Source organism: Streptomyces sp. NPDC040410, from assembly GCF_055595715.1.
In genome coordinates this window covers 35,927-49,582 of sequence record NZ_JBVIVK010000012.1, presented here as the reverse complement: position 1 = coordinate 49,582, position 13,656 = coordinate 35,927, and the positions used below count along the sequence as shown (strand labels likewise).

9 protein-coding genes are annotated in these 13,656 nt (G+C 72.3%); 5 read left to right on the top strand and 4 right to left on the bottom strand.

The features are described 5' to 3' along the window. The first annotated feature begins 26 nt into the window (after nt 1–26). Complete coding sequence (locus ACZ562_RS23430; RefSeq protein WP_471182364.1) at nt 27–218, top strand: hypothetical protein; 192 nt, start codon at nt 27–29, stop codon at nt 216–218. 94 nt (nt 219–312) lie between these two features. Here the strand turns inward: ACZ562_RS23430 and ACZ562_RS23425 are convergent, their stop codons facing one another. From ACZ562_RS23425 to ACZ562_RS23410, 4 genes are all read right to left on the bottom strand, one after another. Beyond that, nucleotides 313–963 carry a hypothetical protein gene (locus tag ACZ562_RS23425; RefSeq protein WP_471182361.1) on the bottom strand — a complete coding sequence of 217 codons (651 nt, stop codon included), beginning with the start codon at nt 961–963 and terminating at the stop codon, nt 313–315. Between the two features lie 302 nt (nt 964–1,265). Then, on the bottom strand, nt 1,266–2,372 hold the full coding sequence (gene prfB / locus ACZ562_RS23420) for a peptide chain release factor 2 (RefSeq protein WP_471182358.1): 1,107 nt from the start codon (nt 2,370–2,372) through the stop codon (nt 1,266–1,268). Nucleotides 2,373–2,428: 56 nt separating this feature from the next. Continuing rightward, nucleotides 2,429–3,676, bottom strand: coding sequence for a serine/threonine-protein kinase (locus ACZ562_RS23415; protein WP_471182356.1), 1,248 nt, complete (start codon nt 3,674–3,676; stop codon nt 2,429–2,431). A gap of 132 nt (nt 3,677–3,808) precedes the next feature. Beyond that, nucleotides 3,809–5,512 carry a serine/threonine-protein kinase gene (locus ACZ562_RS23410; RefSeq protein WP_471182353.1) on the bottom strand — a complete coding sequence of 568 codons (1,704 nt, stop codon included), beginning with the start codon at nt 5,510–5,512 and terminating at the stop codon, nt 3,809–3,811. A gap of 486 nt (nt 5,513–5,998) precedes the next feature. On the opposite strand from ACZ562_RS23410, the gene ACZ562_RS23405 reads away from it, so the two are divergent. The 4 genes from ACZ562_RS23405 (at nt 5,999) to ACZ562_RS23390 (ending at nt 13,624) form a co-directional block, all read left to right on the top strand. Then, nucleotides 5,999–9,679, top strand: a complete 3,681-nt coding sequence (locus ACZ562_RS23405; protein WP_471182350.1) for an FHA domain-containing protein — start codon at nt 5,999–6,001, stop codon at nt 9,677–9,679. A gap of 286 nt (nt 9,680–9,965) precedes the next feature. Then, nucleotides 9,966–11,384: an ABC transporter substrate-binding protein gene (locus ACZ562_RS23400; protein WP_471182347.1), complete on the top strand. Its 1,419-nt coding sequence runs from the start codon at nt 9,966–9,968 to the stop codon at nt 11,382–11,384. An 18-nt stretch (nt 11,385–11,402) separates the two neighbouring features. Continuing rightward, nucleotides 11,403–12,746: a carbohydrate ABC transporter permease gene (locus ACZ562_RS23395; protein WP_471182344.1), complete on the top strand. Its 1,344-nt coding sequence runs from the start codon at nt 11,403–11,405 to the stop codon at nt 12,744–12,746. Then, the gene (locus ACZ562_RS23390; protein WP_471182341.1) at nt 12,743–13,624 is read left to right on the top strand and encodes a carbohydrate ABC transporter permease; all 882 of its coding nucleotides are present in this window, start codon (nt 12,743–12,745) and stop codon (nt 13,622–13,624) included. Before ACZ562_RS23395 ends, ACZ562_RS23390 begins: the two co-directional genes overlap by 4 nt. The last annotated feature ends 32 nt before the right edge of the window (nt 13,625–13,656 follow it).

The window sequence follows — 13,656 nt, the reverse complement described above, 5'->3', positions numbered from 1 at the left end:
GGAACCGGTGCAAGGAGGGCGAGCGCATGACGTACGACCGGCTGGTGTGCGCGAACTGCGCGGCGCCCGTGAGCGAGGGCCGGTGCCCGGTGTGCCGCGCCAACCGCGAGCGGCTGCAGCAGGGGAATCCCTTCGCGGGCCTGAACCCGATGGCGCTGATCGCGCTGCTGGCGGTGCTCGTCGCGGCCGTGGCGCTGCTGGCCCACCAGACCGCCTAGGACAGACCACAGACATACGAGGGGCCCGGAGCATCCATCGCTCCGGGCCCCTCGGCATACAGCGCGCCTACGATGCGTACGCGGGCGGCTACCGTCAGGCAGCAGCACCGCCACGGCCGCCCATGAGGCGCGGCAGGACACGGAAGCCCACACCGCCGGCGATCATCGTGGCGGCACCGATCACCAGGAACGCGGTCTGCCCGGCACCCGTCTCGGCGAGCTCCTCGCCGCTGCCCTGGGCCGACGTGTCGGACGTGGTGTCCGTGCCGGTGTCGGTGAGGGCCGAGGTGCCCTCGTCCTGGGCGGAGGTGCCGCCGTCGGGGTCGGTGTTGCTGTTGCCGCCGCCGTCGGAGTCGCCGTTCCCGCCGCCGTCGGAGTTCCCGTTCCCGTTCCCGTTCCCGTTGCCGTTCCCGTTGCCGTTCCCGTTGCCGTTCCCGTTGCCCGTGTCGTCGGTCGGGTCGGCGGTCGGCTGGGTCGGCTCCTCGGTGGGCTCGGTGGGCTCCTCCGTGGGCTCCGTGGGCTCCTCGGTCGGCTCGGTGGGCTCGTCCGTCGGGATGACGGTCGGGTCCTCGGTCGGCGTCGGGTCGGCCGTCGGGTCCGGGTCCGGGGACGGGGTGGTGCACCCGAGGCCCAGGAAACCGCAGTCGTCGGCGGATGCGGCTCCCGCGGCGGTCAGCGAGGCACCGGCGGCGATCACCGTACCGGCGATGATCCGCGCGACGCGGATCCGCGTCTTGTTGGTCATGTGGTTGCTACCCCCAGTAGCTGCTCGTCAGTGAGGCGGCGCTCGGGGCAGTGATCAACGGAGGGAGCTGTGCTGTTCAAGTCCCCCGGTTCACATGCGCCCCAGAGATACGCATGCCACGCTTTACCCTCCCCATTTTTCAAAGCAACGTCAAGGCCGTTGCGCACGCGATGCCCAAGTACGCACTCTTTGCCGGGCGTTGGAGTCTGTGAGTGTGATGTAAAACCCAGACATCCGGGCCGCATTCAGGCGCGAAAATGGCAACTGCCGCCCGGCGGGCGGCAGTTGCCATGTCGACAAAGTTACTTCTCTTGCTGCTTGCGCCAGCGAATCCCGGCCTCGAGGAACCCGTCGATCTCGCCGTTGAACACGGCCTCGGGGTTGCCGACTTCGAACTCGGTGCGCAGGTCCTTGACCATCTGGTACGGGTGCAGCACATACGAACGCATCTGGTTGCCCCAGGAGTTGCCGCCGTCGCCCTTGAGGGCGTCCATCCTGGCCTGCTCCTCCTGGCGGCGCCGCTCGAGCAGCTTGGCCTGGAGCACGTTCATCGCGGTGGCCTTGTTCTGGATCTGCGACCGCTCGTTCTGGCAGGAGACGACGATGCCGGTGGGGAGGTGGGTGAGGCGCACCGCCGAGTCGGTGGTGTTCACGCCCTGGCCGCCGGGCCCGGACGACCGGTACACGTCCACCCGCAGCTCGGACTCGTCGATCTCGATGTGGTCGGTCTGCTCGACCACGGGAAGCACCTCGACGCCCGCGAAGGAGGTCTGCCGACGGCCCTGGTTGTCGAAGGGCGAGATCCGCACGAGCCGGTGCGTGCCCTGCTCGACGGAGAGGGTGCCGTAGGCGTAGGGCACCTGTACGGCGAAGGTGGTCGACTTGATGCCGGCCTCTTCGGCGTACGACGTCTCGTAGACCTCGGTCTTGTAGCCGCGCTGCTCGGCCCAGCGCAGGTACATGCGCTGGAGCTTCTCCGCGAAGTCGGCGGCGTCGACGCCACCGGCCTCGGCGCGGATGTTGACGAGCGCCTCACGGGAGTCGTACTCACCGCTGAGCAGCGTCCGGACCTCCATCTCGTCCAGCGCCTTCCGGACGGCGGCGAGCTCGGACTCGGCCTCGGCACGGGTGTCCGGGTCGTCCTCCTCCTCGGCCATCTCGAAGAGCACGGCGAGATCGTCGATCCGCCCGCGCAGCGCCTCCGCCTTCCTGACCTCGGCCTGGAGGTGGGAAAGCTTGCTGGTGATCTTCTGCGCCTCGTCCGGGTTGTCCCACAGGGACGGCGCGGCCGCCTGCTCCTCGAGCACGGCGATGTCTGCCCTCAGCTTGTCGAGGTCCAGGACGGCCTCGATCGACTCCATGGTCGAGGAGAGGGACTTCAGCTCTTCGGATACATCGACGACTGCCACGCCTCCAGCCTAACGGCTCCGCCAAGCGGGGAACGCAGAGCGGAGGCGGGCAGGTCTCAGGGTGACGCGGGCGCCGAGTTCTTCGAGTCCTGTGGGGTCGCCCCCGCGTCGTCCCCCGACGTGGCCGCCCACGTACCGATCCCGACGGCGGCGACCAGCACCGCCGCCGCCGTGGCGAGCACCACGCGCCTGCGCCGGGTGGCCGCCCGATGCCGGGCGGAACCGGGCCGCGGCGCTCCCGCAGCCCGCGGCACCCGGGCCGTCCCGAGCGCACCCCCGGCCAGCTCGTCGGGCCCGGGCACCCTCATCGACGTATGCGTGTCCCGGTTGGAGTCGGCCGGCCTGGCCCCCGGCACCAGCGGCACCGCGCCCCGCCGTCGCATCTGTTCCCCGGCGGGCGGGGCGGACCCGGCGGAGGCCTCCTCAGGCGTCTCCTCGTCGGGCTCCGCGTCCGGCTCGTCCACGTCCAGGGGGGGCATCCCCGCCAGCAGCGGGAGCACCTCCCGCAGTCGCGCCCCCAGCTCCGACGCCCTCAGCCGCGAGGCCGGACCCTTGGCCAGGCACTGCACGATCAGCTGCCACAGCTCGTCCGGGATGCCGGGGAGCGGCACCACCGTCTCCGTGACATGGCGGCGCAGCACCGCTCCCGGGTGTCCGCCGCCGAAAGGCGTGAAGCCCGCCAGCAGCTCGTAGAGCACGGTCGCGAGGGCGTAGATGTCCACGGCCGCACGGGGTGGCAGGCCCTCCACTATCTCCGGCGCCAGATAGTCCGGCGTTCCGATGATCTTCGTCGCGCGGGTGCGCCGCGGGGAGTCGATCAGTTTGGCGACCCCGAAGTCCGTCAGCAGCGCCGGGTGCGATCCGCCCGGCCCGAGCGGCCCCTGCATGTCCAGCAGCACGTTCTCCGGCTTCACGTCGCGGTGCACGACCCCGGTCGCGTGGGCGGCCGCCAGCCCGTCCGCCACGTCGGCCACGATCGCCACGGCCGCCTCGGGCGCGAGCCGCCGCTCCCGGTCGAGCCGGGTACGCAGATCGGTTCCCCGGACCAGGTCCATGACCAGTGCGAGGTCGTTGCCGTCCACCACCAGGTCGCGCACGGACACGACGTTCGGATGCTCGAGACCGAGCAGAGCCGTCCGCTCCTGCACGAAGCGTCCGACGAGTTCCTGGTCGGACGCGAGGTCCTCGCGCAGCAGCTTGATGGCGACGGGCCCCTCGGGCCCCTCGCCCAGCCACACCGTGCCGGCGCTGCCCCGTCCCAGGATCTGGTGGGCGGTGTACCGGCTGCCGATCTTCCGTGCCAAGACTGCTCCTACAGACGCGTGTTGTCGCTAAAGCTACGCGTCCGGCGAGCCAACCTTCACGGCAGAGACAGAAATCACCCGCCAGGTGTCGACAAATCCCCAACCCAAGCACTGGCGGCGCGCCAAGGACGGTCAGTTGCCGCCCGAGGCTTCGTCCAGCTTCCCGATCCACTCGCCGACCTTGTCGAACATGTCGCCGAGCTGCTGCCAGTAGCTCTTGCCGGTGCCGATCCAGTCCTGCAGCGGGCTCAGCTCCCAGATCAGCCACCCTGCGACGAACAGGATGACGATGGTGAACAGGCACCCCTTCAGACAGCCGAGTCCGGGGATCTTCATCGGGTTGGCGCTGCGCCGCCGCGGCTCACGGGGCTCGCGCGCGGGCCGCTGCGGCTGCTGCGGGGCCGGCGGCGCGTACCGCTGGGGCTGCTGGTGCTGCGGCGGCGCGTACTGCTGCGGCTGTTGTTGCTGCTGCTGCTGCTGCTGATAGCCGTACCCGGGCTGCGGGCGCTGCGGGGGCCGCTGCTGCGGGCGCTGTTGCTGGGGACGCTGCGGCTGCTGCGGCTGCTGCTGCGGCCGGGCGACCTGCCGCTGCGGGCGGCGGCGCAGCGGGTCCTCGTCGGGGTCGAGGTACTGGATCTGCGTCTGCTCGTTGCGGTCACGGGCGGCGCGCAGCTGGTTCTGCCAGGGGTGCGGCTCCTCCGGCTGCCCGGACTGGCCGGGACTCCCGGGCTGCCCCGGCGGCACGGGCTGCATGACGGCGGTCGGGTCGGCTGCGCCCCTGTTCGGCAGTACGGCGGTGGGGTCCGCCGCGCCCGCGGGGCCGCTGGTGTGCGGCAGGAAGCTGGTGGCGGCGTTGGGGTCGTACGTGCCCGCGCCGTGCGGCAGCACCTGGGTCTGGTCGGCGGCACCGGGCACGGCCGCCGGGGCCGGGTCGGGCGCCAGCAGCGCGCCGACGCTCTCGGCGGCGGCGATCTGTGCGGAGTTCGCGTGCACGCCGATGCCTTCGGCGACGACGCGGAGACCGCGCGCGAGGTTCTCGGCGCTGGGACGTTCGTCGGGGTTCTTGCGCAGGCAGCGCTCTATGACCGTCCAGAGCGGATCGGGGACCGTGGACGGGCGGCGCGGCTCGGCGCTCAGGTGCTGGTGGAGGACTTCGAGGGCCGAGCCGCCACCGAACGGCGGACGGCCGGTGACCAGCTCGTACAGCAGGATGCCGGCGCCGTAGATGTCGACGGCGGAGGTCTGCGGGCGGCCCTCGGCGGACTCGGGCGCGACGTACGCGGGCGTGCCCACGAACTCGTGGGTGCGGGTCAGGCCCGGGGAGTCGGCGAGGCGCGCGATGCCGAAGTCGGTCAGCATCGGGTGCATCTCGCCACCGTTCTGCCGCAGCAGGACGTTCGCCGGCTTCAGGTCGCGGTGCACGACGCCGTCGGCGTGGCTGGCGGCGAGCGCGTCGGCGATCTGCGCGGTCAGCAGCGCGGCGCCGACGGGGGTGAACGGGCCGTTCTCACGCAGGTAGCGGTGCAGGTCGGGGCCCTCGACGAGGTCCATGACCAGCGCCAGCAGATCGCCCTCGACCACCAGATCGCGGACCCGGACGATGTTCGGGTGGGTCAGGCGGAGCAGGACGGAGCGCTCCCGCAGGAACCGCATCACGATGTCGGCGTCGCTCGCGAGCTCTTCCTTCAGGACCTTGATCGCGACGGTCTCGCCGGGCTGGCCCGGCACGGCCGCCTCGGCGCCCGCGGTCTCTCGCTGGCGGGCTCGCCAGACGGTGCCCGTGGCGCCGCGCCCCAGCGGCTCCTCGAGCAGGTACTTGCTGCCTACCGGCCGCACGTCATGCGCTCCCTGCTGCTTGCCAGTGTTCCGATCACCTGTGTTCCGACCCACTGTCTGCCTGTGTTCCGACCCACTGTAGTGCCGCACTGCGGGGCACCGGGCCGTCGGCTTTCCGTCTGCTTCCCTGCGTCTTCTCCGTGTCTTCTCCGCGTCTTACGTACCGGTTACGCACGGCTTCCGGTACATGTTCGAAGGAAAGACGCTCGACTCGGTCTCCTGGTTGCCGCAGCCCGGACGTGACCGATCTCAAACCGCTCACAAACGATCACCCACGAGGCACTGGTCAGGCACTTTTGTGCGCAGAGCCGACCAATCAAGATCATTTGATGTTGGGCGGCGAGCGGGCTGTCAGTGGCAGGTGCGAGGATGCCCTGAGAACTGGCCGACGTGCTCGTGTGGCGGTGGGGGAAGTCCGCGGTGGGGGATCGCGGAGCGGCTCCGTCCCTTTCGCGGGCGCCCGCGCAGAAGGGACCGCTGACGGCGATGCAGATCCGGCTGACCGTCGTAGACCCGCAGAGCCCGCCCGCCGTGGCGCGGGGCCGCGCCACGAGCTGCGACGTGCTGGTCACGGCGCCCGCCGGCACCGCCCTGGCCGCGGTGGCGGCGGCGCTGGCCTCGGCGGTCTCCGGAGAGGGAGGCATCTCCCAGCCCGAGCGGAGTCGGGACACCGGCGGCGGCCAGGTCGTGCTCTACGCGGGCGCGGAGCGCCTCGACAGCGGACGCTGCACCCTCGGCGAGCCACCACTGATCGACGGTGCCGTGCTGTCCGTGGGCGGCCCGGCCGAGCCCGAGCCGCACCCCGAGGTCGACGACGCCCCGGCCCGGCTGCACGTGGTCGCGGGCCCCGACGCGGGCGGGGTCCACCTGCTGCACGGCGGCCAGATCCACCTCGGCCGCTCCGCCGACGCCGACGTCCCGCTCGACGACCCGGACGTCTCCCGCCTGCACTGCGCGGTCACGGTCGCCACCGACGGCCGCGTCTCGGTCGCCGACCTCGGCTCCACGAACGGCACCACCCTGGACGGCGCGCGCGTGGGCACCCGCCCGGTGCGGTTCGCTTCGGGCGCCCTGCTGCGCATCGGCGAGTCGGCTCTGCGGCTGACTCCGGCGACAGGTCCGGAGACCCGGCTGCCCACGGCTCCGGACGGGGAGGGGCAGGTGCGCGTCCCCGCCGGGGACGGGGCGGCACACGCGCGTGAGGCCGTCGGCGCAGAGCCAGGCTCCGCGCCGGGCGTCACAGGGCCGACCCGCCACGCCTACGGCACGGCAGGCTGGGGTGCCTCGGACGGAGCGCCGGGCGCACAGGGGCACGGCTCCGTCGAACCGCCCGTCGTGCCCGGGCAGGGCGGGGCGCCGCGCATAGAGAGTGCCGGGGCGCCTCGTATCGACGGCACGGGCGCCCAGCCCTACGGCGGAAATGCCGTCCTCCCCCGCCAGGCCTCCGGCGGGGACACCCACGGCGGCGCCCCGGGCGTGTTCGCTGCAGACACCGGGCAGACCCACGGAGGGCGGCGCGGCGCACCGGGCGGGGGGTCCGGGGACGGTACGGCGACGGGGGGCGCCGACGCCCCGGCCACACCCACGCCGGCCCACAGCTCACCGGCCCACCCTTCGACGCCTGACGGCTGGACACCTCACGGCGGCCCCTCCGGCACACGCGCGCGAGGCACCGGCGAGGACGGTGGCCGGGAGGCCGGGAGCGGCCGCCGCAAGGGAACTCCGCTCCGGGGCACGGACGTCCCGCAGGGCGTGCGCCGACGGGGCGGACTCGGCGCATGGGCGCGGCGGCTGGCCGGCGCACGCGCCGAGCCGGAGCCGGCCGACAGCGGGGCATACGACGAGGAACCGGCCGCCGCGGTCACCGAGCCGCCGGCCCCCGGACCCCAGCTGCCTGAGACCTGGCCGGACCCGGCGACGCTGCTGCTGACGGCGCTGGGCCCCGGGCCCCGCCTGTGGGAGCGCGGGCCGGGACACCCCGAGGCGCTCACCGTCCGGCTCGGCACGGCCGACCGGGCGGCCCCCGACGGCTCGGGACTGCTGCCCGCCGTACCGGTGACCGCCGATCTGCGCGAGGCCGGGACGCTGGGGCTGGCCGGGCCGCGCGCGCGGCTGACCGGGCTGGCCCGCTCGGTGGTCGCCCAGCTCGCCGCACTGCACTCGCCCGACGCCCTGGAAGTCGTCCTGATCAGCGCGGACCGCTCCCGCACACTTGAGGAGCGCACCGCCGAGTGGTCCTGGCTGGGCTGGCTCCCCCATGTCCGCCCGAACCACGGCCAGAACTGCCGCCTCCTCCTCGCCTACGACCGTGAACAGGCCACGGCCCGCACCGACGAACTCCTGCGGCGCCTGGAGGACCACGTGTCGGAGACGCGGAGCGATGCCAGGCCGACGGCGGCGGGAGGCCGCGGCGGCGGCTCCACGGCGCACCACGGCCGGGTCGAACCCGCCCCGGCCACCAGCCCGGCGCAAGACCGAGACCGGCCGGCACCGGCCCAGTCACCGGCCGGCACCCCCGTCCGACGCCCCTCCTGGGTCCGGGCTGACGAGTCCGACGGCACGGAAGGCGGCTTCGCCGGGCCGTACACCGTGGTCGTCGTGGACGGCGACCCCGGGAGCGCCGCCGTGCGCGAGGCGGTGGCACGGCTGGCGCTGGAGGGGCCGCAGGCCGGCATACATATGGTGTGCCTCGCCGAGACGGCACCCGCCTCGCCCGCGTCACCGGTGACCGAGACGTACGAGGCGGCCTGTGCGGCCTCGCCCGCGTTCCGCGAGTGCGGTGCCGTGGCGCTGCTCAGCGGCGACGTGGCGACGGCGCTGCGGCTGCTCCGTGTCGCGCGGGCCGGGACGGGAGCTAGGGAGGCGGGCCCCGTCGGACACGGCACGGTGGCCGCCGTGGACGCCGTCTCGCCCGCGTGGGCCGAGCGGTTCGCCCGGGCGCTGGCTCCGCTCCGTCCGGAGGGCGCCCCCGGTGAGCGGCACGCGCGTGTGTCCGCGCCGCTGCCCCAGGCGGCCCGGCTCCTCGACGAACTGGGGCTGGCCCGGGCCACGCCGGCGTCGCTGATGGCGCGGTGGGCGGACGCGGCCGACGACACGGAGGCGCTGGGCGGGCGGGCCTGGGCCGTGCTCGGGGCCGGACCGCGCGGCCCGGTCTGCGCGGACCTGGCCGCCGAGGGCCCGCACCTGCTGATCGAGGGGCCGGCGGGCAGCGGCCGGACGGAGCTGCTGCGTGCCGTCGTCGCCTCCCTGGCCGCCGCCGAGCGCCCCGACCGCCTGAGCATCGTCCTCATGGACGGCCGGGACAGCGTGGGCGCGGGCGGCGGACACGGCGAGGGCCTGCACGTCTGTACGGACGTCCCGCACGTGACCACCCACCTCACCGCCAACGACCCCGTCCGTATGAGGGAGTTCGCCCAGTCCCTGAGCGCAGAGCTGAAGCGGCGGGCCGAGTTGCTCGGCCGCTCCGAGTTCGCCGAGTGGCACACCGGCCGCGAGCTGACGGGCCGTATGGTCGCCCAGCGCACGGCGGCGGCCCGCGGCACGTCCGCCGCAGGGGATCTCGCCGACGACCTCGCCGGTGACCTCGACTCACCGCCCAGTTCGACGCTGCGGCTGCGACCGGCCGCGGCCCGCCGGCAGGCGGAAGCGCCACCGCCGTTGCCCCGCCTCGTCGTGGTCGTGGACGACCTGGACGCCCTGGTCTCCCCCGCTCTCGGCTCGCCCGGCAGGCCCGCGGCGGGATCGGTCATACGCGCGCTGGAGGCCGTGGCCCGGGAGGGCGAGCGGCTCGGCGTGCACCTGGTGGGCGCGGCCGGCCTCGGAGGCCGTACGGCGGAGACGGAGCCGGCGCGCCGCGCCACCCTGCGGATCACGCTCGACGCCCCGGCACCGGGACCGGACGAGCCGGCCCCCGGCCGCGGCCGCCTGACCTGGGTCGACGGGCGGTCAACTCCCTTCCAGGGCGGCCGGGTCACCGGCCGCATCCCGCGGACGGCGACCCAGCGGCCGACGGTCGTCCCTCTGGAGTGGCACCGCATGGGCGACCCGCCGGCCCGCCGCCCCGTCCGCGAGCTGGGCAACGGCCCGACGGACCTGGCGTTGCTGGCCAGCGCGTTGGAGCGGGCGGCACGGGAGGTTTCGGCGACACAGGTGCCTTCGCTGCTGTAAGGATCTGAAACCTTTTCAGCCCGCGCCAGACGTCACTCAGCCCGTCCGGCGTTTGAGGACAAGGCCGTCCAAGGCAGAACGGGATCCAAAGGCACAGCCCCCAGTGACGCGAGCCCCACACGCACCCGCACGGATCCGGCCCCACTGCCGGAGACACCGTCACGACGCGGTCACGATCTCCCACTTGACACGAGACGCGGTCTTGCCGCCCCCATTCCTCAGGCGTAGACCAGATCACACGGGACAGCGTTCGAGCGTTCGACGAGGAACGAAGAACGGGGCAGTGATGCGCAGCACGAGCAGCACATTCCGGACACGCAGGCCGCACGGTCACCCCACTCCCACCACACGCAGAGCCGCGAGGACCGCAGCAGCCGTACTGGCCGGCGCACTGGCGCTGGCCCTCACGGGGTGCGGCGGCGGTGACGACGGCAAAGGAAACGAAGGCGGAGGAGGCGGTGGCCCGGAGAACGGCGGCTCTCTCCAACTCCCCAAGCTCAACGGCCAGACCCTGGAGGTCGCCGCCGTCTGGACCGGCCCGGAGCAGGCCAACTTCACCAAGGTCCTGGACGAGTTCGAGAAACGCACCGGCGCCGAGGTCGACTTCGTGCCGACCGGCAACAACACCTCCACCTTCCTCGGTACCAGGATCCAGGGCGGACAGCCGCCGGACGTGGCGTTCCTGCCGCAGGTCGGCGTGCTCCACCAGTTCGCTGAGAAGGGCTGGCTCAAGCCCCTCGGCAGCGACGCCCAGGCACAGTCGGACAAGAACTTCTCCAAAGGCTGGGCAGAGCTCGGGGCGTACGAGGGCAAGCAGTACGGCGTGTATGTGAAGGCCGCCAACAAGTCGCTCGTCTGGTACAACACCGAGGCCTTCGAGGCGGCGGGCATCACCGGCACACCCAAGACCTGGAAGGACTTCCTCGGCACCGCCCAGACGCTGTCCGACGCCGGCTCCCCCGCCGTCTCCATAGGCGGCGCCGACGGCTGGACGCTCACCGACTGGTTCGAGAACGTCTATCTCTCGCAGGCGGGCCCGGAGAAGTACGACCAGCTCGCCCAGCACAAGATCAAGTGGACGGACCCGTCCGTCAAGGAAGCCCTCACCACACTGGCCCAGCTGTGGGGCAAGGACGACCTGATCGCGGGCGGCCGCTCCGGCGCGCTGCAGACGGAGTTCCCGAAGTCGGTCACCCAGACCTTCTCCGGTGACACCCCGGCGGCGATGGTCTACGAGGGCGACTTCGTCACCGCGAACATCAACGCCGACACGGACGCGAAGGTCGGCACGGACGCCAAGGTCTTCCCGTTCCCGGCGGTCGGCGAGCAGGCCCCCGTGGTCAGCGGCGGCGACGTGGCCGTGGCGCTCAAGGGCGGCGAGGGCGCGCAGGCGCTGATGACGTTCCTGGCCTCGACGGACGCGGCGGAGATCTGGGCGGCGCAGGGCGGCTTCATCTCCCCGAACAAGGAGCTGGACCAGTCCACGTACAAGGACGCGGTCACCCGGGACATCGCCAAGGCGCTGCTCGCGGCGGGCGACGACTTCCGCTTCGACATGTCCGACCAGGCCCCGGCGGCCTTCGGCGGCACCCAGGGCGTCGGCGAGTGGAAGGACCTGCAGGACTTCCTGAAGAACCCGAGCGACGTGGCCGGTACCCAGCGGAAGCTGGAGAGCGACGCCGCCAAGGCCTACCAGTCCGGCTGAGCACCGCCGATGGCCTCCATGGCGAAGTCGACGGAGGGCGCGGGCGCGCTGCCGACGCCCTCCGTCTCACCGCGCAAGAGCGTGACGGGAACCCGGCTGTGGGTGGCGGGGCTGTTCCTGCTGCCCGCGCTGGTGCTCCTCGGCGCGCTCGTGGTCTACCCGATCGGGTACTCGGTCTGGCGCAGCCTCTACGACGCCGACGGCTCGGGCTTCGTCGGCCTGGGGAACTACGGCGACATCTTCAGCAACGACTCGACGCTCACCGCCGTCCGCAACACGGCGATCTGGGTCGCGGTCGCCCCGGCCGTCGTCACCGTGCTGGGACTGGTCTTCGCGGTGCTGACCGAACGGGTGCGCTGGGGAACGGCGTTCAAGCTGATCGTGTTCATGCCGATGGCGATCTCCATGCTCGCCGCCGGCATCATCTTCCGCCTGGTGTACGAGCAGGACCCGGACCAGGGCGTCGCCAACGCGGTCGTGACCTCCGTGCACGACGCGTTCGCCGAGTCCTCGGTCTATCCGAAGGCACGGCCGAACGCCTCGGTGAGTGACATGAAGCCGTCGGGAGGCGGTTCGTTCACCACGTCCGGAACGGTGCGGACGGGCACGCCCGCCCTGATGCCCCTCGTGGGCATCGCCCCCGACAAGCTCCCCGGCACCCCCGAGGACGCGAGGGCGGCGACCGGTTCCGGTGTCACCGGCACCGTCTGGCTGGACTTCAAGCTGGGCGGCGGCGGTACGAAGGGGCAGGTGGACCCGGGGGAGAAGGCACTGAAGGGGGTGAAGGTCGAGGCGGTGAAGGACGGCAGGGTGGTCGCCTCCGCCGAGAGCGGAGCGGACGGCACCTTCAGCCTGCCGGCCGAGGCCGACGGCGCCCGGCTCCGGCTGCCGGGCTCGAACTTCGCGGCCCCTTACAACGGCATCGACTGGCTCGGCCCGGCACTCGTCACCCCGGCGATCATCGGCAGTTACGTGTGGATGTGGGCGGGCTTCGCGATGGTGCTGATCGCGGCCGGGCTGGCGGGTGTGGACCGCAACCTCCTCGAGGCGGCCCGGGTCGACGGCGCCAACGAGTGGCAGGTGTTCCGAAGGGTCACGGTCCCCCTGCTCGCGCCGGTCCTGGCAGTCGTCCTCGTCACACTGATGATCAACGTGATGAAGGTCTTCGACCTGGTCTACATCATCGCCCCGCAGCCCAGTCAGGACGACGCCAACGTCCTGGCGCTGCAACTGTTCCTGTCGTCCTTCGGCGGCGGCGGCAACTACGGCGTCGGCAGCGCGATCGGCGTCATCCTGCTGCTGCTCGTCCTGCCGGTGATGTTCGTGAACATCCGCCGCCTGCGAAAGGAGCGTCAACGGTGACCGCACTCGACACGAACGTGCGCGCCAAGCGCTCCTTCACCGCCCGGGTGGCGAGCGGCGCGGCGGGCGGGGTGATGCGGGTCTTTCTGATCCTGATCGCGCTGATCTGGATGGTGCCCACGTTCGGCCTGCTGGTCTCGTCGTTCCGCGACCCGACCGACATCGCCGGCTCGGGCTGGTGGAAGGTCTTCACGGCCCCGGGCCGGCTGACCGCCAAGAGCTACGAGACGCTCCTGGAGAACGACGCGATCACACGGTCACTGCTCAACACGGTCTGGATCACGGTCCCGGCGACCCTGCTCGTGGTACTCATCGGCGCGATGGCCGGATACGCCTTCGCGTGGATGGACTTCAAGGGCCGCGACTGGTGGTTCGTGGTCGTGGTGGCGCTGCTCGTCGTACCGGTGCAGGTGGCGCTGATCCCGCTCTCCGATCTCTTCGGCAAGATCGGGATCTTCGGCGACATCATCGGTGTGGTGCTCTTCCACGTCGGCTTCGGACTGCCGTTCGCGATCTTCCTGTTGCGCAACTTCTTCGCGGAGATCCCGCGTGAACTCCTGGAAGCGGCGCGGCTGGACGGCGCGGGCGAGGTCCGGCTGTTCGCGACGGTGGTACTGCCGCTCGCCGCACCCGCGCTGGCGTCCCTGGGGATCTTCCAGTTCCTGTGGGTGTGGAACGACATGCTGGTCGCCCTGGTGTTCTCCAACTCCGAGTCGCAGCCGCTGACCGTCGCCCTGCAGCAGCAGGTACGGCAGTTCGGCAGCAACATCGAGGTACTGGCGCCGGGCGCGTTCATCTCCATGGTGATCCCGCTGGCCGTGTTCTTCGCGTTCCAGCGGCAGTTCGTGTCCGGTGTGATGGCGGGCGCGGTCAAGTAACCGCAGGGGAACCACCGTGAACGGGCGGGCCG

What these genes read in the sequence shown, in the direction of transcription:
- ACZ562_RS23395 (WP_471182344.1), top strand. Translation starts at nt 11,403, where the DNA reads ATGGCGAAGTCGACGGAGGGCGCGGGCGCGCTGCCGACGCCCTCCGTC.
- ACZ562_RS23430 (WP_471182364.1), top strand. Translation starts at nt 27, where the DNA reads ATGACGTACGACCGGCTGGTGTGCGCGAACTGCGCGGCGCCCGTGAGC.
- ACZ562_RS23405 (WP_471182350.1), top strand. Translation starts at nt 5,999, where the DNA reads ATGCAGATCCGGCTGACCGTCGTAGACCCGCAGAGCCCGCCCGCCGTG.
- ACZ562_RS23400 (WP_471182347.1), top strand. Translation starts at nt 9,966, where the DNA reads ATGCGCAGCACGAGCAGCACATTCCGGACACGCAGGCCGCACGGTCAC.
- ACZ562_RS23425 (WP_471182361.1), bottom strand. Translation starts at nt 963, where the DNA reads ATGACCAACAAGACGCGGATCCGCGTCGCGCGGATCATCGCCGGTACG.